Source organism: Marinilactibacillus kalidii, assembly GCF_017599325.1.
GTDB classification, from domain to species: Bacteria; Bacillota; Bacilli; order Lactobacillales; family Carnobacteriaceae_A; genus Marinilactibacillus; species Marinilactibacillus kalidii.
This window is the reverse complement of record NZ_JAGFVM010000027.1, coordinates 1-21,683: the sequence shown is the minus strand read 5'-3', so window position 1 is coordinate 21,683 and position 21,683 is coordinate 1. Positions and strand designations below refer to the sequence as shown.

General features: G+C 36.6%; 23 protein-coding genes. 6 read left to right on the top strand and 17 right to left on the bottom strand.

What is annotated here, in order from left to right; translation table 11 throughout:
* Positions 1 to 10 precede the first annotated feature (10 nt).
* The 6 genes from J5J05_RS06465 to J5J05_RS06440 form a co-directional block, all read right to left on the bottom strand.
* Entirely contained in the window at positions 11 to 892 is an 882-nt protein-coding gene (locus tag J5J05_RS06465; protein ID WP_425270349.1) for an alpha/beta hydrolase family protein, read from the bottom strand.
* Positions 879 to 2,225, bottom strand: coding sequence for a glycoside hydrolase family 28 protein (locus J5J05_RS06460; protein ID WP_208559868.1), 1,347 nt, complete (start codon positions 2,223 to 2,225; stop codon positions 879 to 881). Before J5J05_RS06460 ends, J5J05_RS06465 begins: the two co-directional genes overlap by 14 nt.
* Positions 2,225 to 3,361 carry a glycoside hydrolase family 88/105 protein gene (locus J5J05_RS06455; RefSeq protein WP_208559867.1) on the bottom strand — a complete coding sequence of 379 codons (1,137 nt, stop codon included), beginning with the start codon at positions 3,359 to 3,361 and terminating at the stop codon, positions 2,225 to 2,227. The genes J5J05_RS06460 and J5J05_RS06455 overlap by 1 nt, the downstream gene beginning before the upstream one ends.
* 96 nt (positions 3,362 to 3,457) lie before the next feature.
* Entirely contained in the window at positions 3,458 to 4,963 is a 1,506-nt protein-coding gene (locus J5J05_RS06450) for an extracellular solute-binding protein (protein WP_244244647.1), read from the bottom strand.
* A gap of 20 nt (positions 4,964 to 4,983) precedes the next feature.
* Positions 4,984 to 5,604 (bottom strand): YesL family protein, encoded by a 621-nt coding sequence (locus J5J05_RS06445; protein ID WP_208559866.1) that lies wholly within the window; start codon positions 5,602 to 5,604, stop codon positions 4,984 to 4,986.
* Positions 5,605 to 5,633: 29 nt separating this feature from the next.
* Complete coding sequence (locus tag J5J05_RS06440; RefSeq protein WP_341868510.1) at positions 5,634 to 6,560, bottom strand: ABC transporter permease; 927 nt, start codon at positions 6,558 to 6,560, stop codon at positions 5,634 to 5,636.
* A gap of 425 nt (positions 6,561 to 6,985) precedes the next feature.
* Between J5J05_RS06440 and J5J05_RS06435 the strand changes: the two genes are divergently transcribed.
* Entirely contained in the window at positions 6,986 to 9,226 is a 2,241-nt protein-coding gene (locus J5J05_RS06435) for a helix-turn-helix domain-containing protein (protein WP_208559865.1), read from the top strand.
* A 161-nt stretch (positions 9,227 to 9,387) separates the two neighbouring features.
* On the opposite strand, the gene J5J05_RS06430 is transcribed toward J5J05_RS06435, so the two are convergent.
* A complete protein-coding gene (locus J5J05_RS06430) occupies positions 9,388 to 10,230 on the bottom strand; it encodes a sugar phosphate isomerase/epimerase family protein (protein ID WP_244244646.1) in 843 nt (280 codons plus the stop codon).
* A complete protein-coding gene (locus J5J05_RS06425; RefSeq protein WP_208559864.1) occupies positions 10,227 to 10,934 on the bottom strand; it encodes a rhamnogalacturonan acetylesterase in 708 nt (235 codons plus the stop codon). The genes J5J05_RS06430 and J5J05_RS06425 overlap by 4 nt, the downstream gene beginning before the upstream one ends.
* A 398-nt stretch (positions 10,935 to 11,332) precedes the next feature.
* Between J5J05_RS06425 and J5J05_RS06420 the strand changes: the two genes are divergently transcribed.
* Positions 11,333 to 12,142, top strand: coding sequence for a carbohydrate ABC transporter permease (locus tag J5J05_RS06420; protein WP_244244650.1), 810 nt, complete (start codon positions 11,333 to 11,335; stop codon positions 12,140 to 12,142).
* A gap of 26 nt (positions 12,143 to 12,168) precedes the next feature.
* On the top strand, positions 12,169 to 12,390 hold the full coding sequence (locus J5J05_RS06415) for a hypothetical protein (RefSeq protein WP_208559862.1): 222 nt from the start codon (positions 12,169 to 12,171) through the stop codon (positions 12,388 to 12,390).
* A 60-nt stretch (positions 12,391 to 12,450) separates the two neighbouring features.
* Here the strand turns inward: J5J05_RS06415 and J5J05_RS06410 are convergent, their stop codons facing one another.
* The 6 genes from J5J05_RS06410 to J5J05_RS06385 form a co-directional block, all read right to left on the bottom strand.
* On the bottom strand, positions 12,451 to 12,945 hold the full coding sequence (locus J5J05_RS06410) for a hypothetical protein (RefSeq protein WP_208559861.1): 495 nt from the start codon (positions 12,943 to 12,945) through the stop codon (positions 12,451 to 12,453).
* 25 nt (positions 12,946 to 12,970) lie between these two features.
* Positions 12,971 to 13,360 carry a hypothetical protein gene (locus J5J05_RS06405; RefSeq protein WP_208559860.1) on the bottom strand — a complete coding sequence of 130 codons (390 nt, stop codon included), beginning with the start codon at positions 13,358 to 13,360 and terminating at the stop codon, positions 12,971 to 12,973.
* Positions 13,353 to 13,655, bottom strand: coding sequence for a DUF2089 family protein (locus J5J05_RS06400; protein ID WP_208559859.1), 303 nt, complete (start codon positions 13,653 to 13,655; stop codon positions 13,353 to 13,355). Before J5J05_RS06400 ends, J5J05_RS06405 begins: the two co-directional genes overlap by 8 nt.
* A 153-nt stretch (positions 13,656 to 13,808) precedes the next feature.
* Entirely contained in the window at positions 13,809 to 15,572 is a 1,764-nt protein-coding gene (locus J5J05_RS06395; protein WP_208559858.1) for a DUF2207 domain-containing protein, read from the bottom strand.
* Between the two features lie 136 nt (positions 15,573 to 15,708).
* Positions 15,709 to 15,891, bottom strand: a complete 183-nt coding sequence (locus J5J05_RS06390; RefSeq protein ID WP_208559857.1) for a hypothetical protein — start codon at positions 15,889 to 15,891, stop codon at positions 15,709 to 15,711.
* A gap of 23 nt (positions 15,892 to 15,914) precedes the next feature.
* Complete coding sequence (locus tag J5J05_RS06385) at positions 15,915 to 16,613, bottom strand: NAD(P)H-dependent oxidoreductase (RefSeq protein WP_208559856.1); 699 nt, start codon at positions 16,611 to 16,613, stop codon at positions 15,915 to 15,917.
* Between the two features lie 153 nt (positions 16,614 to 16,766).
* On the opposite strand from J5J05_RS06385, the gene dhaK reads away from it, so the two are divergent.
* The 3 genes from dhaK to dhaM are packed head-to-tail and all read left to right on the top strand — an operon-like array spanning position 16,767 to position 18,746.
* Positions 16,767 to 17,759 carry a dihydroxyacetone kinase subunit DhaK gene (gene dhaK / locus J5J05_RS06380; RefSeq protein ID WP_208559900.1) on the top strand — a complete coding sequence of 331 codons (993 nt, stop codon included), beginning with the start codon at positions 16,767 to 16,769 and terminating at the stop codon, positions 17,757 to 17,759.
* Between the two features lie 29 nt (positions 17,760 to 17,788).
* Entirely contained in the window at positions 17,789 to 18,376 is a 588-nt protein-coding gene (gene dhaL, locus J5J05_RS06375; RefSeq protein ID WP_208559855.1) for a dihydroxyacetone kinase subunit DhaL, read from the top strand.
* Positions 18,369 to 18,746 (top strand): dihydroxyacetone kinase phosphoryl donor subunit DhaM, encoded by a 378-nt coding sequence (gene dhaM / locus J5J05_RS06370; protein WP_208559854.1) that lies wholly within the window; start codon positions 18,369 to 18,371, stop codon positions 18,744 to 18,746. The genes dhaL and dhaM overlap by 8 nt, the downstream gene beginning before the upstream one ends.
* A gap of 19 nt (positions 18,747 to 18,765) precedes the next feature.
* Here dhaM and J5J05_RS06365 read toward each other — a convergent pair whose 3' ends face one another.
* The 3 genes from J5J05_RS06365 to J5J05_RS06355 form a co-directional block, all read right to left on the bottom strand.
* Positions 18,766 to 19,377, bottom strand: coding sequence for a P-loop nucleotide/nucleoside kinase family protein (locus J5J05_RS06365; RefSeq protein WP_208559853.1), 612 nt, complete (start codon positions 19,375 to 19,377; stop codon positions 18,766 to 18,768).
* A gap of 16 nt (positions 19,378 to 19,393) precedes the next feature.
* Complete coding sequence (locus J5J05_RS06360) at positions 19,394 to 19,813, bottom strand: acyl-CoA thioesterase (RefSeq protein WP_244244645.1); 420 nt, start codon at positions 19,811 to 19,813, stop codon at positions 19,394 to 19,396.
* 181 nt (positions 19,814 to 19,994) lie between these two features.
* A complete protein-coding gene (locus tag J5J05_RS06355; protein WP_208559852.1) occupies positions 19,995 to 21,533 on the bottom strand; it encodes an IS1182 family transposase in 1,539 nt (512 codons plus the stop codon).
* Positions 21,534 to 21,683: the final 150 nt, after the last annotated feature.

The following is a 21,683-nucleotide window of genomic DNA, read 5'->3' as shown; positions in this document are numbered from 1 at the left end:
GGTTCACATCCTATAAATGGTCTTTGAGGTAGGCGATCCACATTGCGCGCATATACGCTGTTTCCTGATGACCGCCGCTCGTTACCACTTGTTTAAAGTCGTTTTGTCCGGTTTGTTGGAGCGCTTTGCTGATTTTTTCTACACCTTGCAATGGACATAGTGGATCATTCTTTCCGACAAGTGACAGCCGCTTTCTTGGTAAAATCAGTTGTTGAATGTCGCTTGTTGAAAAGTGTTTGAGAAGATTAGGTACATAACTATAAAAACCATGCTTGTCTAGTAGTCCCTGCTCAATCAGTGTTTCTAGATCGACTTGAGCAGCGATGTCGATCGTGACTTTGATTCGCTCATCCAGTGCCCCGAGCCACCACGCCATCAAGCCACCCATAGACATCCCGATCGTCGCTAATCGTTTTACATCTACGTCCGTCCGTGTGTTTAAATAATCAAGCGCATGGATTGAATCATAAATCATCATTCCCCACATCACTTGTCCCTTGACGAGCATTTCTTTGAAGAGTTCACTTTCTTTTTTACCGCTTCTTTCATTGAATCCCCATGCATCAATGGCTAACACACCGTAACCTAAATCTGTTAGTGTTTTGGCGAACGATTGTGGTTGCAAATAGTGCGTTCCGTTCAATACTTCTTCTTTTCCTAATGTATAGTTACCACCGTGAGAATGATTGTATAAAACGACTGGTATTTTCTCTTTACTTTTTTTTGGTTTAATAAAATAAGCCGGTACACGTTCTATTTCATTAAGATTTAGCAGTACGGTTTCAACGATAAACGTCTCTTTATCCATTTCACAAACTTTAACGACGTCTTCTGGTTTAGAAGCTGGACGATCACCTAGTAGTGAAAAAAGCTTCTCCCTAATCATCTTCATTACCTTCCGACTTTATCGATACCACTAATTCTTCTGCTTTCTTTGTATTCTTGCTCAATATGCGACCGATAGCGATATCGTAACAATTTTCCATGTAGATGGCAGGTCCTTTGTGATTTTCGATAGAGATGTTTCTAAAAGAGACATCTCGGACATTGCCAAGAAAGAAGCCTTGATGGGTGATTGGTTCGATACCGGTCATCATAGCCGGTACCCCAGGTTCTGCATCATCAGTCAAACTAATATCGATATTCTCAAAGGTGATTTCAGATAGGTATTGCTCTGCCAGCCCGTATAAGAAACCTGCAGAAGCACGGACATTTCGTGCTGTAATATTAGCGAAATGGATTCTTCTAAATCTAGGTGTTTCTTCTGTGATTGGATAAGGCTGTTTATCCCAGACATACTTCTCTTTTCCTCTTGGTCCACAGAAGTAATATAAATTTAAAATAAATGGGGATAGCACACTCTCCATTACAATGTTACTAACACGTATGTCTTCAATCGTTCCGCCTCTACCACGACGAGATTTCAAGCGAATACCTCGGTCTGTTTCTTTGAACACACAATTGTTGATAACAACATTTCTAATATCACCACTCATTTCACTCCCCAAAACAACGCCGCCATGACCATGGCTCATTGTACAATTCGTGATCGTAATGTTCTCACAAGCGATTTTCTCGTCAGCATCTTCTGTGCCGGATTTGATTGCAATACAGTCATCACCAACATCGATATTGCAGTTACTGATTCTGACATTGGTACAAGATTCAGGATCGATTCCATCTGTATTAGGTGAATCTGCTGGATTCAATATCGATACATTATCCACCGTAATATTTGAACTTCTGATTGGATTGATCGTCCAACTCGGTGAATTTTTGACCATGATATCTTTGATGGTTAGTCGAGAAGTATTTTCAAAACTGATCAACTTAGGTCTTGGAAATTGTAATTCTTCACTTCGATTTCTAAATAGATCCCACCAGTCTGCACCATTTCCATCCAATATCCCTGTTCCTGAGATCGTTACGTTCTCAACGTTTTCTCCGTATACACAAGACATATAGACTTTTCTAGAAACACCTTCCCATCTTGATTGAACCGTCGCGTAATCTTCTTGTTTTGTACTGAATTTCAATACTGCACCTGGGGACAGGTGTAAGGTCATATTGCTATAAAGCCTAATTGGTCCAGTAAAATATGTACCACTTGGGATCAATATCGTCCCTCCACCTGCTTGACGTGCTGCATCAATAGCACGATCGATTGCTGCGCTTGCATTGCTTCCATCAGCTTTAGCGCCATATGCTTCAATAGAATAAGCCATTATAGATCACCTTCTCGTTGGTTTTTAACTTTTTCATATTCACTCATTGCTTGAATAAATGCGCCTACTGCTTTAAAGTCATTTGTAATGATCGGTTCACTCATGTAGTAAGCAAATGAGCCATCACGGTGCTCTTTCCCACCAAGACCTGCTACTTCACAACATTTATTTAAATTTAGCCAACCTTCTTTGGTTGTCAGCACAAATTCATCAATAATCCCTTCATAGGCTCGATCCATCGATTCAGTCCATCTTGATTCTTCCAGTAACCCTAAACGTCTACCCTTTGCTAGCGCATATAGAAACATGCTTGAACCTGAAGATTCGAGATAATTTGGTTTTCTTCCACCTTGATTGATGATTTGATACCATGTTCCAGACGTATCCTGATAACGAATGACACCTTCTAGCGTATCTCTGAAAATCGCAATGAGTTTATCACGATCATTGTTATTTTCTTTGAGTAATTCAATCACATCTGCCAAAGCCATCAAATACCAGCCCAGAGATCTTGACCAATAATGTCTAGATAGACCTGTTTTCGGATCACACCAAGGTTGTACGGCTTTTTCATCCCACGCATGATGTCTCAATTGATTTTCACTTGATCGAGTATGTTGATCACAGATCTCAAATTGTCTAATCACATCCGTATAATTTCCCCCTTCAAAGAGTTGGATATATTCCAAGTAAAAAGGAGCGCCCATGTAAAGACCATCTAACCAAATCTGATATGGATAAATTTTTTTATGCCAAAACGTCCCTTCAGATGTCCGCGGTTGATCTGCTAATTGATCACGTAAACGCGCTGCTGCTTTTTTGTATTTTTCCTGTTTGGTTTCTTTGTACAAAAACAGTAAAATCTTACCATTATTGATAAAGTCGATATTGAATTTTTCTTTATCATAATGCTTGATTGAACCCTCTTCTGTAATAAAAAAATCCATTGATTTTTTGATATAATCTAAATATTTTTGTTTATGTGTTTCCTTATAGACACTTTCAACCCCTTTTAAAACAACACCATAATCATATGACCATTTTCCTTGATAAGGTTTGAGGTTATACATTTCAGGATATCTACTGATTATTGTATCTGCCATCTCTACTGACCATCTAATTGTTTCTTTCAACATATACCTACGTCCAATCCTATGAATTTTATCTATATCTTAAGTAAAAAGTATTTCCTCTCTTTTAAGAAAAGAGAGGACTTACTTTGTATGTCATTATTACTGGTTTTCTGCAAATGCTGCTTCATATTCTTCAACAATTTTTTGTCCGCCTGAGTTATACCAACTTTCAACGACTGTTTCAAAGTCATCCAAGTCAATATCTCCTAAAATGTATTGATAAGTTGCATCATCTATACTGACAGCTAATTCAGAACCTTGTGATGTAAATGTATCCGATTCTAATGAATATGCTGGATTTAGAATGGCAATCTCTTCATTTTCTAAAATCAATTGATCTGAATAGTGTTTTAGTTCATTTCCTGTAACTAAGTCATATCCAATTTCTTTTGGTCTAGAAGATGCAAATGGCTGAACTTCTTGCTGCCATAAATCTTCATCTATACGAGTGGAGACATTCCCATCCATTTCATGATGAACCCCCTCGATACCTGCTGTCATCAATTGATACATTTCATCGTCATGCAAATCGTTGACGAATTGTAGAACTGCTTTCAACTCTTCCTCATCTTGTACTTCACTCTTAGGAAATGCGAGTAATCCGCCGATACCATTGTTATCTGACCAGATAGCGTACCCATCACTACCATCTTTATTGATTTTATTTAGTTGTGCGAGATCCATATCATCTTGAATACCTTCGGCTAAAGTATAGAGATTAAGTGCATCCATTAAACCACCCACATAAATGCCAGCACGACCTTGTGCAAATCCTTCTTGCTGATCTGTTTTAGCTGTTACCGCAAAATCCTGATTAATCAAATCATTTGCATACAGATCTCTCATATAATCCATTGCTTCAATATATTCAGGTGTGTCAAATTGAGGAGTAAATTCTCCATTCTCTTCTTTCCACTCATTTGGCACACCGTGATAAGTTGCTAATGTTTTGAAGGCACCGTATTTAAGATCGGCGCGGTCCATAAATCCGGTCGTATCATCCTGTCCAGTTCCATTAGGATCATCTTCAGAAAACGCTCGTGCTACTTCATATAGTTCTTCTAGTGTTTTTGGCTCCTCCATCCCAAGATTTTCTAGCCAATCTCTTCTTATAATTACCCCATTACGCGCGAGCGGTTTCTGGAAGGGCACACCATAGAGCACACCTTCAATGGAGGCAGAACGACGGGTCTCTTCAGAGATTTCTGATAAGTTCTCATAATCGTCTAAGTAAGGTTCTATGTCCCAGAATTGACCTGCTTTCAAAGCGTTACGAACCGATGAATTTTCCATGATCGTTAATGTTACGATATCTGCTAAGTTACCGGAAGCCAATGCTGTATTTAACCGCTCTTCTTTAGAAGCATCTGGTATCCACTGAAATTCTAATTCTGTATTCGTGTATTCCTCAATTTCATTTGTGATTGTATCGGTTGGTGGAGAAGCTGTATGAAGCATATTCATCCAGGTGATTTTAGTCCGTCCAGATTCTGCAGCATCTGAATCCCCTTGTGTTCCTGAACTAGATCCACCATTACCACAACCAACTAATAAAGCGCTACCAAAAATCGTCAAAGCTGCAAACTGTTTCCATTTTTTTTTCATATCCATACTCCTCTGTTTTTTTAGTTTTTAATAGTTTGTATTTTATTGACACTTTCTTCTATTCTACTAAATATTAGATATGCCATCTTCATAATAATAAAAATCAAGAAGCTTGTTCCAAAGAAAGTTATCAAAGCTGGATAGAGACGAGCAATCACCACATAAATCCCTATAATACCTACGAAAAGAACAAGCGTGTACTGCAAGTAAGAAAATCCGATAAGGAAAGAATATCGAATCATTTCTCTAAAAGATTTCAAATTGTAGTGAACAAGTACCGGATAAATAAAAGTTGCAGATATCACATAGAGAAAAATCAGTAGTCCAAATACCACACGCCATTCCCATCGACTCACATAAATATAATCGAAAATCAAGATAAAACCTGTTGCTGAATAGAGTAAGCTGATGAGGTTACCTTGTATAAAATATTGTTTATAAAATTTAATAAACAATCTCGTTAGCGGTAAATCATCATTCCCCTTTAGCCATTCTCTGATGATACTAAATACAGCTGCTGTTGATGGTCCGAAACCTAGCACACCCAGACCAATGATTGTGCCAACGATCCACAATACATTTAGATAGGCTAGCTTCAATATCCGTGTTAATATTTGATTTAATTTTTCTACGTTTTTCATCGTATAACTCCCTTATGCAATGCTACTTCTTAATACACTCCGTCTTCTCCAATTTTCTTGGCTAATTTATTAGTCGCCCAAACCAAAATAAATCCAACCACTCCTTTGAACATACCAACCGCTGTACTAAAGCTCAATTGCCCATTTTGTAGACCTGCCGTATAGATATAAGTATCAAAAATCTCGGCAACAGAGCGATTCATTGAATTCAGTAACAAGTGAAGATGTTCAAATCCTAAATTCAAAACATTTCCGATTTTCAGTATGAGCAAAGTAATAATTGTTCCTCTAATTGCAGGCATCGTAACATGCCACATCTTTCTTAAACGGCCTGCTCCATCCATATCTGCCGCTTCATAGAGTTGAGTATCAACACTCGTAATTGCCGCAAGATAAATAATCGTTGACCACCCCAATTCTTTCCACATCACTTGGATAATATAAATTCTAGGTAACCAAGTAGGTGAAGTTAGAAAACTAATTTTTTCTCCACCCAAGTAGGCAATCAATTCATTCACTAATCCACCATCAAGCGATAATAGGACAAATGAAATTGACACAATGATCACCCAAGACATGAAATGTGGAATGTAGATAATCGTTTGAATTATTGATTTGAACCGTTTGTTGACGACCTCATTCATCATCAATGATAAAGCGATCGGCATAGGGAAAAATATGAAAATATTTAAAGCAAAGAGATTAAGTGTATTTCTTAATAACATGAAGAAAACATCATCTGTGAATAATCTTGTGAAATGCTTCAAACCTACCCAAGGGCTCCCGAAGATTCCCAAGAAGGGCTGATAATCTTGAAAAGCGATCACTAGACCACCCATCGGTAAATATTTAAATATAATAAAATAAAGTAAACCCGGTAAAATCATCAGATAAAGATATTTGTGCTGCCACCAATCAGAAGTTTTCCGCTTTGACTTGACTGTATTGGCTTCCAATAGTTGTCCTTCCAATAGAATGCTCCTTTCTTCCTGTACCTTTTTAACTACTGTACAACCACTCAAGGAATAACTTCATTAGTAATAAGTTATTTACACAATGAATGGTTTGATTTGTTTTCTAGCAAATACACCTAGAAAATTGTTGCTACTTGTAAGGCATCTACCAAAACAACTTACGAGATAACCTTAATCAATAATAACTGTTCCGTATATAATCATTTTATTGATAACGGTTACAAAAAGGCGGTTTCAGTAAAATAAGAAGTAATGATTATGTCATCTTAGATGATGATTACTAGTAAAATATAAATCATTACATTTTTATGATCAAAAAAATAAATTTATACAAATAAATAATTATTCGCTTGAACAAGCTAAATGTAAGCGTTATAATTTTCACAAATGCTGAAAGGAGTTTATAAATGAAATATAAAGGCAGTTTATTTCATACGATTTTTTTACTTTTGTCTTTCCTTACTTCCATTCTGATAATTATCTTCGTGTCATCCCTTTACTTATCTACTAGTAATAATCTTATGGACGACTTTCTCCTCAATCGTAGACATAATCTTGAGCAAATGTCCCACTCATTAGAAGTAGAATTGCAGAATGTGGAATACGCTTTTAACGCATACAGTACGACAAGTTCTTATCAAACCATCATCGAAAACCCTCTCTCTTCGAGTGACTTCAGTCATTATAAAGAAGTTAATACGCAGTTGAACTATTTTTCAACTCCTAGTCTTTCTAATACTACATATACCTTAATCAGTTTAAACGAAAGCTGGTCTATATCTGAAGGCCGATTACGGCAGCTTTCTGATGAAGAACTCGACGACATTATCCACTATTACAGTTCAGATAGTGCCTCTAATTTATATTGGGATAAAGATAACAAAGGCATGTCAGTCGTAACAATTTTACCGACGCATTCAAGTTATAAGAATGGCATTGGTATTGCTCATGTTGCTGATACCGATATTGATAGAGTTGTAAATAATAAAGAAATTCATTTTCCATTCTTGATAACGACACGAGATGGAGAATTATTGTATGATTCTCAGTATAAAGATGGGAATTTAGCAACCGTTCTTCCTGACATCTCTCTAGAAAATCATTGGGAACAGAATGAAAATAGCATAGAGATTGCCATTGATACAGGTCATACTGAACCACTTACACTATTAGCTAGCCGTTCTCCTTATAATAATCTCGTATATTTGACTGCTCTATACGATAACGAAATTCATGAGATACTTCTTCCTACAAAAATTGCTTATTGGACACTCGGCACTCTACTCGTCTTATGTTCAGTTAGTTTATCTTGGGTACTGGCATCTTTTCTATCTCGTCCATTAAGACAGTTAAAAGCTGCTTTGAATCTAGATGCTACCAGCAAATCAATCAATGAGTTTGATGATATTCAATCTTCCTTCGAGCTGATGCGAACAAAAACGGATACACTAGAAACCGTATTAGATTTAGAAAAACCTGCATTGAAGCGACAGTTCGTTTTAAACGCATTACTTGGAAAAAATACGATAGAAAACTTGGATGCCAAGCAACCAATTTATGGTTTTCCAACTTTTAATTCTCCACTTTACTATGTTTTAATCACTCAACTTGATAGTCGCAAACCCAAAGACGACAATGTCCGTCTATTTACTCTATTGCATACGATGGAAGAGCATATTTCTTCTCATTATCAATTTTCGCCCGTTGTTCTTTCCGATGAAAATGTTGCGACTATTCTCACCTTTGATGCGAATACAAAAGATCATAAGAAAAAGGTTATCGACTTTAGCGAAGCCATCGTAGCTAATGCTAAAGATGAAGCCGATTTAATGGTTAGTGTGGGTATTAGTAATCCTTATGCGAATTTCAATCATACTCGTCAAGCTTACAAGCAAACTAAAACTGCTTTATCTTATAAAATCTTACTCGGTCATCAGTCCATTATCTCCTACGAGGATGTACAGGAAATCAGCTCAGGGGTTTATTCTGGCGAATATGCCACTGACTTTGAAGACGCAGTATTTCAGTCGATTCAATTGGGTAATGTGTTAGAAGCCAAAGAACATCTCTATCCGTTTTTAGCAGCTACTTTTAAGAACAATCCAGATCCAATAGCAATAGAATTTTCTCTATTACGGTTTTTTATGAATCTTTCAAAGCTAGATCAATCTTTAGAAACAAACGTTATTGATAGATTTCTAATTGAAGACTATTACCAAACTGTGCTTTCCCACCATAATCTGGTTGCGATAGAAGAGAAATTACTCAAAAAGATGGTCGTCCCAATGGCAGAAAAAATACTGGAACGTACCACAGAACAATTCAAACAATTATCATACCAAATCAAGAAAAAAATTCATGCTTCATACGATGAAGATATCTCTTTAGACACGATTAGTGAAGAGTTGAATTATAACCCTAACTATTTGAGTAGTATTTTTAAAAAGGAAACGGGTGTAACCTTCAGTGATTACCTGATTGATTATCGCTTAACAAAAGCAAAAGATTGGTTAATCGATACTGAGTTAACAGTAAAAGAAATTGCTGAAAAGCTAAAATACGGTAACTCGCAAAATTTTATACGATCTTTTAAAAAGAGAGAGCAGTTGACGCCTGGTCAATATCGAAAACAATTAAAGTTAAAATAACTACTTACTTTTCTAAAAAATGCATATGGCTGGGACAAAAATTAGTCAAATAGAAGAAAGCCACCAATTCCAGATTATTTAAACCTTGATTTGACGGCTTTTTTCTTATCTGATTTTACAAAACAATATTAATCAGAGACTTATGTTCCAGTCTCAAGATATTAACTTTTCACATAAAGATTATTTAACATGTTAAGACTATCCTCAAGTTCAGGCTCTCTTGTTGATTCTAGCAAAACAAATAAATGAGGTTTCTGATATTTTATGAATTTCATAATCTTACTATAACTCATTTCCCCAGTACCTACTGGAACAATCTCTATTTTTCCTGTTTCAATTCTATAGTCTTTAAGATGAATAGCCACTATATCATCTCCAAGCAGTGCGAGTGCTTCGTCGATTACCTCAGCCTGGTACTTATGATTTCTTAGATTTATTAAATTCACACAGTCTAAAATCAGTTTAAGATTTGGAGAGTTAATTTCCTTTAATAAACGCTTAGCTAATTGCGCAGTATATAAAGGATGGTTCATACCCGCTTCTATCGCAACCGTTGTTCCTAATTTTTCTGCTGCAATCGTCAATTGTCTAACAGATTGAACAACTTCTTGGAAGGCTGCTTCTGTAAAGTTTTTTTTCGTATATCCTTTTTCAATACTTCCTGTTTCTGTAGCAACCATACTAGCCTTGAAATCACCAGCTAAACCTAAGTATCTCTCAAAGTACTTTAGTGCTTTTTTTCGCTTATCTTTATCTACATCTATAATATTGACATAACAGCCTAGGACAGATATTTTGATGCCTGCTTTTTCAAATTGATTACTATAATAATGGGCTAAACCAGGTGTCAATTGACTATCGGTTTCAATTAGCTCTGGAAAAGATTTTTTGACTGCAAACTGTATATGATTCAATTGGTAGTATTTCAATTTTCTAATCAGTGTAGTTATTTCAACTGGTCCTAAATCATGTGCTCTAATGCCTAAATTAAGGGAAGAAATCATCGCTCATCAACTCCTGTAACTCTTTTCCTTAAAGCAAAGGATGGCAATATATTAGACACAGAATTTGCCAATAAGCGAGCCATGATTTGAGCACCGTGTTCACTAAAGTGTGTATTGTCTGTTAAACCCTCTGGATAATTATCGTGTTCTCCGGGATTTAAATGTAAAAAAATAGCTTTAGAATCTTTTTCTCCTAGTTCACTCAAATAATTTGACGTTATTTCATGCATATCTACTAATAGTACGTCTAGCTTTTTCGCGAGTATCCGCATAGCTTCGGGGTACTCGCCAAGAGATTGTCGATTCAATTCACCTTTTACAAATTGCCTTCTACTGATTGAAGTTAATAAAACAACAGTCATCTGCCTTTTTTCTGCTTCCGCAATCATAAACTTTAAGTTAGTCATATAGTCTTCATATGGCTTAGTAAATCTTTCTGGGTCATCTATTTTCTGATCATTGTGACCAAACTGTATCCATAGGTAGTCTCCAGGTTTTGCTTTAGCTAAAATTGGTGCCAATCGATTTTGCTTCAAAAATGATTGAGTACTCCTTCCATTAATAGCATGATTCTCAAACTTAACAGTATCATCGAACTGACTTCCAATGAACTCTCCCCAACCACTCATAGGTTTCTCTTGCACCGACTTATCAGCAGCTGTCGAATCTCCTACGATAAATACGGTTACTAAATTTTTCCCCATCAATATTCACTCCTTTTCATTACTCATCATAATGAAGTTGCCATTTCAGGTAAATAATCATTTCAATAGTATTGGTACTCCTTGATAAGAAAGCGCTTTAATAATTCTAGCTGTTTTTCTCTTATCAAATGATTATCTTTTTATTCAATAATTTCCCCATGGTACTTCCTCTTTTTTTAAATTACTAGAATTATCCTACAAAAAGATTATATACGTTATTCTATATCCTTGATAAAGTTATTGCATACCAAACAACTTAGACTACTACCAAAACAACCAGCATTTTATTCTTACTTTTAGGAGGATTTTTTATGCCCAAAGTTACACCTTCATTGTCCAAACGACAAGAACCATTAAGCTCAAAAATTTTCGGCATTTTCAATACAATTATATTAGTAATGATTGCTTTAATCTGTATCGTTCCATTTATAAATATTATTGCTAGTTCATTTGCGACGACCGAAGAAATTGTATCGAAACCTTTCGTGATTTTTCCAGAGACCTTCTCACTTAATGCATATCGTTATATCTTATCTACTCCTACGATTTTCCGTTCTCTCGGAGTGACAATCTTCGTAACAGTAGCGGGCACAATTACTAGCATGATTTTAACGTCTATGATGGCTTATGGCTTATCACGCAGGTATTTACCAGGACGACGTGTTATGAACTTCTTAGTCGTTTTCACTATGCTATTCAGCGGGGGAATGATACCAACATTCTTGGTTGTCAATAGCCTCGGATTGATTGATTCACTATGGTCAATGATTTTACCAATCGCCATCAACGCTTTTAATATGATTATCATGCGAAACTTTTTCCAAGGATTACCAATGAGTTTAGAGGAATCTGCAAAAATGGATGGTGCGAGTGATTTCTTGATTTTCAGGAAGATTATGCTTCCTCTGGCCATGCCGTCCGTAGCTACAATTTCTCTATTTTATGCCGTTGCTTATTGGAATACTTATATGAATGCAATTCTTTATATAAACGATTCTGCTAAATGGCCAATCCAAATTTTGTTACGCCAAATTGTTATTGTATCGAGTGGTATGCAAGGCGAAGGCGTTGCTGTAGATGTTATTCCACCAGCTCAAAGTATAAAAATGGCGGTGATTGTGGTTGCAACCGTTCCTATGTTACTTGTTTATCCATTTGTACAGAAATACTTTGTAAAAGGTGCGCTTGTAGGTTCAGTTAAAGGCTAGCTATAAAAAAATAAAGGACTGATATTATGCCATTAGACGACGATTTGATTCCAAATGAGTCAACTACGAATATGACTGACGGTGGCTCAAACACACCAATTGAAGTTGCTAGTGAGAAAGCATTACACGATCGACACGTGGAAGAAGTAGTTTTATTTCCAGACAATAAAGGAACAGAAAGCACGGAAAAAGACTTTGTTAAATTTGATTTAGACGCTGTTGACGAAATGGAAAAACCTAAGGAATAAGAGAATATAAAAAATGCCCATGGAGACAACGATTTTGTCTGAATGGGCATTCTTTCTTATTTATAAGTCTTGTATTCTTGTTCGGTTTATACGTTTTTCTTTGTCCAACCGCTTACGCGTAACGATGTAGATAACCATAAGGATTACTGTGGGTATGTTAGAAATAAGCAAAATACCTATAGTAGATGTAACCGCAGATAATGTCGATGGTTGTTCTCCCTCTTCTATTTCTCTACTCTCATTACCGAATACAGTTTCTTCAGTTTGCTCTTCATCAAAAATGTCTTCATCCGAAAAGTCAGCGCTATCTTCTGAATCCTCATACTCACTGTCTTCTACTTGTAAAGTCGTCGTCCCTCCATCTGTTGAAGGTGCCATCCACATAAAGCTTACAATACCGATTGTTATCATTAAAGATAACACCAAACTGATTATCGGTAAGATAAGTCCTGGAAATTTACTGTCCGTTTTTGATAAATAAACTTGTAGTACTATCACAATACTTGCTAGTCCGAGCATAATAATTAGTGGCAAAATCGTTGCTAAAATCCCCATATTCATTTTCCCCTTTTTATGTAAATTATAAATCTTGTATTTTCGATCGATCAACTTGATCTGACTGTTTACCTTTTTCTCTGACAGTATAATAAATGGCTATACAAATCGCTGTTGGTATATTAAAGATAAATAAACTCGCTACTCCCATCATCAACAATTCCCCCATTGGGGTGTTATCATAAACCGGTTCATTTTCGTAGGATTCCGTCACTTCATTACCCTCATCATCTATATACGTTGTTGTCATCTCACTGACAACATATCCTTCCATAGAAAGGAGCGGAGCCAATGAATAAATAAAAAATAATGCTGGTATGACTAATCCAGGCCATCTTTTCTTCGATTTAGATAAAAATAGCTGTAATGCGATCAATCCTACTAAAATAAAAATCAAGACTATTAAACTATACACGCTCATTCTCCTCTTTTGTCTTACGGTACTCAGAAATCAAGAGTTTTGCTGTGGGGTAATCCAGCTTATCTTCCAGAGCAAGTTGTTTGATCGTAGTAATATAATCATCCATTTGTTGTTCTTCATTCAACTTGATTTTTTGAATCAGACGATCTAATCTTAGCCGAACGGTTGGGTAAGTCACGCCATACTCAGCTGCTACCTGTTTCAGTGAACCTGATGCTAGTAAAAATCTTTTGATAAATTGAATATCTTCATCATCTAATTTGCTGATCCACTTTGGGATAATCTCCATTACGTTCCACCTCTTTAACAAAGTTAAACTTATTTTTATTTTACCTTTAATAAAGTTATTATATTCTTTAACAAAATTAAAGTAAAGCTAAAAAAAGCTCGACATCAACTATCGATGTCGAACCGTTTTTAGAAATGTATTCGAGGCTTGCGATTATCTCGCACCCCCGCCGCCGCCGCCCATGGCACCGCCACCGCCACCAATAGCCGTTCCGCCGCCTAAGCCAGCGCTCGAATTATATCCTCCACTTTCCATACCTGATGTCATACTTTGAGAGAAACCATAGATCCCATAGTACCCACCATAAAAAACAGGATAATGCATCGACCATTCTTGATATTGTTCTGGATAGAATTTTTCAAGTTTTTCTACGACATCTGACCCTTTTCCATATATTGTCGCCCAAATAATAAAATCAATCCAAGGAAGATTTTGTCTATAGGCTAATGAGTCATCCTTCTCCAACTCATCTAAATGATTTCCAAATTGAGTAATACGATCAAACAATTGATCGCCTTCTCTAGTCGTTTTTATGAAAGAAGATGTTCCCCACATAAATTGAATAGAGTCTCTTTGTAAATAACCTTTTTCAATTAAAATTTCTTCAGACAGTTCTTTGATTTCGCTTGGAAGTTTAGTTAATTGTCGAACGTGTTGTCTAGACCAGGTTTTTATCTCTTCTTCTGAGATGATTCCGCTAAAATCCGAAGCCTGTTCCAGTATACTCCAAACCTTTGCCTCCAAAGGAGACATGTTCCGGATCAAGTGCTCATTTTTATTCACATTGTTCCCTGTCGCACCAAACACATCACTAGTAGTCGTTGTACTTTTTTTATAGCCAACCAATTCAATGATGGTCATTTCTTTCTTTTTCCACCCTAATTTTTCTTTGTGATGAATAGCAATTTTTTCTTCTTTTGACCATTTTAAGAGATAAGCAAAAAAGTAATCTTCAAATTTCCCATACTGTACTTCATTCAAGAAATAGGCAATATCAAGCATATCTCCATCTTTGTAGGGAATATCCGTATAAATTTGATGTTTGTTTCGACTTTTACGTGCGTAACCTGTTACAATTTTTCCGGCTTTTTTCTTACGAGATTCTATACCAATCAATAGGCTGCCAACCGTAATTGGAATAGCCAGTATAATTCCTATAATAGCAATAATAGCAGGTACATTTACCTCGCCTGAATCATTATTATAAGTTGCGCCTTCTTGTGAACGGTCTAATTGTTCTTCAAGTGTCTGATCCACTGTCCTACTTGCGGTAAAGGGTGACTCTGGAAATTGCATCAAGATAACAAAAGACTCATTCGCATTCAAACCTGTACTAGCAGTTGAAACAAGTTGACCATCATCTAACTCGACAAGTCCGTCATAACCAAATCCCCAAATACGTGCATTCTCTTGGGTGAACTCAAAAGGTCCATCAATCGTGACAGAAATAGCTTCTGGGGCAATATCACCATATGTATTGAAATCCCAGTTCAACGCCTGTCCATCTTCTAATTGACGAACTAAGTCAGTTATCGTATAGGTTAATTCATACTCATTCGTTCCATATTCTCCTATTCCCCAGACCAATTCAAGCGCTTCATCTTCTCCAATGATGCCGTACTTACCTGCTTTCGCTTCACGACTGTCATCCGTATCCCAGTTCGGATCAAATGTGTATCCATCTACATAAAAATCTTTCACTTCGGATCCATCAAGATTATTCATTTCAATATAGAGTTCTGTTCCATCTTCCATATCCATCGTTCGATGTTCTGTAATCACACCTGATCCATCTTCTTGGAGCTGAACTTCCACTTCCATCAATGGCATACGATTTTCTGCTGCTTGTACCGTCTGTCCTCCAACAACGATACCAAAACCCATTAAGTACAAAAGATAACCGACTAATTTTTTCATCTGCTTTTCCTTTCTGTTGTGTATGGTTCTATCTTATCAAAAGCTAGCGCCTTAGCCGACAGACTTAAGACTGATTTCCAAGCTTATTTAAACCTTGAAATAAGCTTGATCGTCTTTTTACTAACTATTAATAGACTTATTGATTCCAGTTTCCTGGACTCCATAATGTCCCATCTAATTGTCCTTGCATTTGTTCTTTTCGCTTCTCTTGTTCTTTGATCATGTCGATCACAGCGTTCAATAATGCTTTTTGCTTATAGTCTTTGCTATTTTCTATTAGTTCTTTTAGCTTACTGACTAGCCATTCTTGCTCATCCATCTTATCTTTTCCTTTCTATCGGTTTACTCGTGTAGATGATCAATATGCATGTTCAATTCATCTAATTCTATTCGATTATCTTCTAATAACTCGATTGCTTTATCGATTATAAATGAACTTTCTGAAGAATCGAGTAAGGTATGGTCGAGTGTTTCCAGTTGATCGATCATCCATTCTTCTCGGTATTTCAATGAATCTGGTCGATCAATGGTCAACCATTGTTGGTAGCTGATCAATAATTTCATTTTTTCTTCTTCAGTCATGTAAGGAAATTGATAGATCTCTAGTGGTTTCAAATAGTGCATACCCGTTTTGCGAGCAACTGCTTGGTAAGGTTTTGTTAATTCGCTGATACTGAAACCTTCCAAACCACCTGTTTGATATTCTTTTTCAGCAACACCAATCACTAATATCAAGCCAAATGCTTTGCCGTTAAGCTGATTTCCTCTATGGCCAAACGCGAAATGTTCTTCTAGCACCTCATCTTGCCATTTTTTTAATAGTGGCGGTGAAGAATACCAATAAAAGGGAAACTGGAAAAGAATACGGTCATGGTTTTTGAGTAAGGCTTGTTCTTTTTGTACATCGATTTCTTCGTCGGGATAGTTTTTTTCTAAATGATGTAACGTTACATTTTCGGATTCTGGAAATGACTGGACGAGGAACTGTTGACTACTCGATTCGTCTAATGTGGGATGAGAGATAATGACTAATGTTTTCACTGTAAAACTCCTTCTTCAATTAATTACGAATGAACGATTCGTTCTCATTAGTAGTATATCAAATTCCTTTTTATCATACCTTATCATTAGAACTATAGATATAAATGAATTACAATGAAACTGATCATGAATAAGGAGGAAGTAATAATGACAATGAAAAAAATCATCAACAACCCAGACCAAATAGTAGATGAAATGCTAAATGGTCTTGTTTATGCGTATGATTCAATTGTAGAACGGATTCCAGAAACAATGGTCGTTCACCGTAAACATGAAAAAAATGGTAAAGTCGGTTTAGTTAGTGGTGGTGGTAGTGGGCACGAACCTGCACATGCTGGTTTTGTTGGACAAGGTATGCTATCTTCTGCCGTTGCTGGACAAGTCTTTACTTCACCAACGCCCGATCAGGTGTTAGAAGGTATCAAGGCTGCAGATGAAGGCGAAGGTGTCTTATTAGTCATTAAAAATTATACAGGAGATGTATTGAATTTTGACATGGCAAAAGATTTAGCTGAACTCGAAGATATCGAAGTAGAATCGATTGTTGTAGATGACGATATTGCTGTTGAAGATAGTACCTTTACAGCTGGTAAACGTGGTGTTGCCGGAACCGTTTTAGTGCATAAAATTCTCGGTGCCGCTGCTGAAGAAGGGCTATCTCTTAAAGAAATCAAAGCTTTAGCAGATAAAGTTGTCCCAAATATTGCTTCGATCGGTCTCGCTTTGAATCCTGCAACAAACCCAGAAGTTGGTAAACCGGGATTTAAGCTTGAAGAAGATGAAATCGAATTCGGTATTGGTATTCACGGAGAACCCGGTTACCGTCGCGAAAAATTACAACCGTCAAAAGATTTGGCAAAAGAGCTCGTTACACAATTGAAAAAAACATGTGATTGGTCATCAGGCGATCAATACGCTGTACTAGTAAACGGTATGGGTGCGACGCCATTGATGGAACAATTTGTCTTTATGAATGATGTTAAACACCTACTAGCAGACGATGAAGGCTTAGATCTTGCTTTCAGAAAAGTCGGTGACTACATGACAGCGATCGATATGGCTGGTATTTCCTTAACCTTGCTTAAAATTGAAGATGCAAAATGGTTAGAATACCTTAACGCGCCCGCAAAAGTTATTGGCTGGTAAAACGAATAAATAGTGAAAGGAAGAGTTGAATGGTTGAAATAGATGCACTAAAAAAATGGATTGAATTATTTGGTGAAGCTGTAACAGAAAACAAAGAAACGCTGAATCAATTAGATTCAGATATTGGAGATGGTGATCATGGGAGTAATATGACACGTGGTGCTGCTGCAGTAAAAGAAAAAGTATCTGAAGCGGACTATGATAATCTCTCTGACTTCTTTAAAGATGTTGGTATGACTCTCGTGAGCAAAGTCGGTGGTGCTTCTGGACCTCTATACGGTTCAGCCTTTATCTCGATGGCGAAACAAGCGAAAGAATCAGACGATATCGCTTCGTTGATTGAAGCGGGATTAGAAGGCGTCCAAAAACGTGGTAAAGCAGAAACCGGTGAGAAAACAATGATTGATGTTTGGTCTCCAGTCGCTTCTGCATTAAAAGAGGATAAATTAACTTCAGACCTGATTCAAGATAGCGTTGAGAACACAAAAGAAATGAAAGCGACAAAAGGACGTGCTTCTTATCTAGGCGATCGTTCTGTCGGTCATATTGATCCAGGTGCACAATCAAGTGCTTATCTGTTCGAAAGTCTATTGAAAGCAGGTGTTTTAAATGGCTAAAGAAATTGGTATGCTCGTTGTTTCCCACGTTAATGCTATTGCAAATGGTGTCAGTACATTGCTTGATCAAGTTGCACAAGATGTGACGATCAAAGCGATTGGCGGAACAGAAGACGGTGAAGTCGGAACTGACTACGCCCGTATTCAAGAAGCAATGGATGCTTTTGAAGAAGATAAAGTTTGGGCTTTCTATGATCTAGGGAGTGCCAAAATGAATCTTGAAATCGCTATGGAAGCCACTGACAAGGCAGTTCGTTTATTCGATACTGCCTTCGTCGAGAGTGCTTATACCGCTGCTTCACTGATTCAAGCAGAAGTCGGCGAAGATGCGATCGTTTCACAATTAGATGAATTAAAAATTAAAGAGTAAGTAAAATAAGCCTGCCGGTTTAATCTGGTAGGCTTATTTTGTTGCTTTTCTCACGCTCGATCCATTGGCTTATCTGAGTAGCCGTATCTTCTGGTGACGAATGCGTATTGTTGATTCTTAAATAATGAATGCCTGCCAGTTTTTGTTCCACTTCATGTTCATTTGAGTTCAAGCGATGCTTTTCCATCATTGCTAGTAGCTCATTTTCTGAAAAAACAAGATCTCGCTTGGAAGGCTTTGCTTGAAGCCTAAATTCTGATTTGTTTCTTTTTAATCTTTCGTCTAGATCCGCTTCTAATTCTACAAAGTAAACTTGTCCATTTTTCTGAGTGAATAATTCGGTGATTTCTTGCAAAAACTGATATTCTCCAGCCATATCAAATCCTACAACAACCGTGAAAATAATGCCTTGTGTTTGATTCGTTTCGGGATGCTCAACGAAAGCTTTAAACAATGATTTTCTCATCCAGTCGGACAATCCAAAGGTCTCCTTAGTATAACCCAAGAATCTTGCGAAGATATCGATCGTTTCATGGTTATATAAAAGCTTTGCTTCTATTTGTTCTTCTAATGCTCTACCAACTGTCATTTTACCAACTGCTTGCGGACCAACAAGTAAGACCAGATCCATATGTCCCTCCTATTAATTATGATTGCTCGAACATTTTCATGAATACTGCGTATAGTTCTTTATGCTGTCTTTTCAATGAAATTGGTCGATAGGTTTCTTTATCTAAAAAAGCATGTTTCGTCTGTCCGGTAGTTTTCAACTCGTCTGTAACTGTATCGCGTATTTCATAATCAATCGTTAATTTGACGCCCGTAAATTGTGTGACGCGTGTAGTGATTTCGACTGTTTCTCCAAACTTGACCATATTGATATATTTAGCAGAAGCTTCTAAAACGGGAATCAATATGCCGCTGTCTTCCATATCTTTATAGCGAAAATTCATTTCATCTAGCATCCACGTTCTTGCTTCTTCAAACCATCTGATTGAGTTTGAATGATGAACGATGCCCATTTGATCTGTTTCATAATATTGTACTCGATGCTGCCAGTTTTCCAATTTCTCAGTCTCCTTACTTTTAAGCGCTATTTCATTATTCTAGCATAAAGTGCGTTCTTATTTTGAAATCATCTAAAAAAAGAGGCCGAGACAAAAGTCTCTTACAGTCTTCAAATATCAAAGAACCCTGAAAGAATTGTATTTTAACAATTCTTTCAGGGTTTCTTCTTGTTTATAATCTTTATTTTTTCTTTCTTTTGTTATATTTTCGTAGATTATTGGCCATGAAGATCAGATTTGTTTCATTCTCTACATTGGCTTTTCCACGAACTGAAAATCGAGTGAACCTCAAATTGGCCTTCACCTGTCCGAAAGTTGGTTCTACATCAATTTTACGTTTACTATAAAATTGAGTACCTTCTTCTGACGAAAGCTTTTCTCTAATATTGAGTTTTTGCTCCTCGTACTCATAGTTAATGGAAAATGATTTTCTTCCATTTTTGTAATTTGAATCCGTCGATTTATAAATATGAGATAATCTTACGAATCCAGAATCAGTTTTTTGTCTACTAACATGACTGTACGCATAAATGGTCCCATCAGGATGTGTATAAGTGTTTTGATCTTCATCGTACATCCAATTATCTCTATTTTTATCCGAAAGTACATATTTCTTTTTCAGTTCCTTTTCGTACATGCCGTATTTAACCAAGCCAGTCCACCGGGACTGCTCTAAATATTCTAAGTTTTCTTGGCTACCATATCCTGCATCTGCGACAATGTAAGTCGTTGGTTGAATGGACTCTGGAAGAGACTGTACAAATGGGATGAGTGTTCTGGTATCCGTTGGGTTAGAGTAGACTTGGGTATGCAAAACAAACTGATTTTCAGTTGCGATTTGGATATTATAGCCTGGCTTCAATTGACCATTCATCATATGATCGTCTTTCATACGCATGAAAGTGGCATCTTTATCTGTTTTAGAAAAGCTGTTTCGACCATTAAATGTATCGTAGTGCTCTTCATATTTCTGTTCTCTAGGTATAAAATCTTTTTTTAATCTATTTCTATGTTTTTTCAAAGAGCGACGCTTTTTCTTCAATTGACTGAGTACTTCTTGTTCTTTTGAGTCAATGATTTCTGTCTCGACTTTTTCGAGTTCTTCTTGAAGCAGTTCATGTAATGACTGAATCTCTTCTTTAGAAAATTCCTGCTCTTGATCTTTTATGACCGCTTGGTCGATTAATGGTGTGATTTCTTCTTTATAATAGTGCACTTCTTTTTCTTTCAATAGACGATAAAACCGTTCAGTAGCTTTTTTCCACACAAAGGTATATTTATTGGCGTCTGCTTCAAACTTTGTACCATCTATAAATAATGCTTTTCCTTCAATCAGTTGTTCTTCTTTTAAACGAAGAGAAAACGTGCAATAGAGATCTTGTAAGATATCTTTAGTCACTTTTGATACTCTGAAACGATTGAGTGTACGGTAAGAGACCATAGTTTGTCCAGTCAACCACTGCATTGCTAGATTTTCTTGCATCATTTTTTCTATTTTTCGACCAGAAAAAATCCCCTCTGAATAGGCAAATAATAACGCTTTGAGTAGAACTTTCGGATGATAAGCCGGACGACCAAAGTCGTTTTCAATTAAACGATACTGCGAGTCATCTAAATCTTCCACAACTTGATGAATAGAGTAGACGATATGATTTTCTGGTAAGTAACAGTTCATTTCTAATGGCAAGGTTGTTTGGTTCATGGTATATTGAGTATACATAAGGAGCACCCTTTCTATGATTTGTTGTGGTGACTTTATTATATCAAAGCCGTGCTCCTTTTGCTTACATAAACAAATAAGAACCGCTGAAAATCTAAATTAGATTTTCAGTGGTTCTTATTATTTTACTGGGACTTTTGTCCCAGCCTG

Bases quoted from the DNA above. Each gene is read 5' to 3' on its own strand.
- J5J05_RS06430 (WP_244244646.1), bottom strand. From the start codon at position 10,230: ATGATTTCTTCCCTTAATTTAGGCATTAGAGCACATGATTTAGGACCA.
- J5J05_RS06425 (WP_208559864.1), bottom strand. From the start codon at position 10,934: ATGGGGAAAAATTTAGTAACCGTATTTATCGTAGGAGATTCGACAGCT.
- J5J05_RS06390 (WP_208559857.1), bottom strand. From the start codon at position 15,891: ATGGATGAGCAAGAATGGCTAGTCAGTAAGCTAAAAGAACTAATAGAA.
- J5J05_RS06400 (WP_208559859.1), bottom strand. From the start codon at position 13,655: ATGGAGATTATCCCAAAGTGGATCAGCAAATTAGATGATGAAGATATT.
- J5J05_RS06395 (WP_208559858.1), bottom strand. From the start codon at position 15,572: ATGAAAAAATTAGTCGGTTATCTTTTGTACTTAATGGGTTTTGGTATC.
- J5J05_RS06455 (WP_208559867.1), bottom strand. From the start codon at position 3,361: ATGTTGAAAGAAACAATTAGATGGTCAGTAGAGATGGCAGATACAATA.
- J5J05_RS06415 (WP_208559862.1), top strand. From the start codon at position 12,169: ATGCCATTAGACGACGATTTGATTCCAAATGAGTCAACTACGAATATG.
- J5J05_RS06465 (WP_425270349.1), bottom strand. From the start codon at position 892: ATGAAGATGATTAGGGAGAAGCTTTTTTCACTACTAGGTGATCGTCCA.
- J5J05_RS06460 (WP_208559868.1), bottom strand. From the start codon at position 2,225: ATGGCTTATTCTATTGAAGCATATGGCGCTAAAGCTGATGGAAGCAAT.
- J5J05_RS06410 (WP_208559861.1), bottom strand. From the start codon at position 12,945: ATGGGGATTTTAGCAACGATTTTGCCACTAATTATTATGCTCGGACTA.
- dhaK (WP_208559900.1), top strand. From the start codon at position 16,767: ATGAAAAAAATCATCAACAACCCAGACCAAATAGTAGATGAAATGCTA.
- J5J05_RS06365 (WP_208559853.1), bottom strand. From the start codon at position 19,377: ATGGATCTGGTCTTACTTGTTGGTCCGCAAGCAGTTGGTAAAATGACA.
- J5J05_RS06450 (WP_244244647.1), bottom strand. From the start codon at position 4,963: ATGAAAAAAAAATGGAAACAGTTTGCAGCTTTGACGATTTTTGGTAGC.
- J5J05_RS06445 (WP_208559866.1), bottom strand. From the start codon at position 5,604: ATGAAAAACGTAGAAAAATTAAATCAAATATTAACACGGATATTGAAG.
- J5J05_RS06355 (WP_208559852.1), bottom strand. From the start codon at position 21,533: ATGTATACTCAATATACCATGAACCAAACAACCTTGCCATTAGAAATG.
- J5J05_RS06420 (WP_244244650.1), top strand. From the start codon at position 11,333: ATGATTGCTTTAATCTGTATCGTTCCATTTATAAATATTATTGCTAGT.
- J5J05_RS06435 (WP_208559865.1), top strand. From the start codon at position 6,986: ATGAAATATAAAGGCAGTTTATTTCATACGATTTTTTTACTTTTGTCT.
- dhaL (WP_208559855.1), top strand. From the start codon at position 17,789: ATGGTTGAAATAGATGCACTAAAAAAATGGATTGAATTATTTGGTGAA.
- dhaM (WP_208559854.1), top strand. From the start codon at position 18,369: ATGGCTAAAGAAATTGGTATGCTCGTTGTTTCCCACGTTAATGCTATT.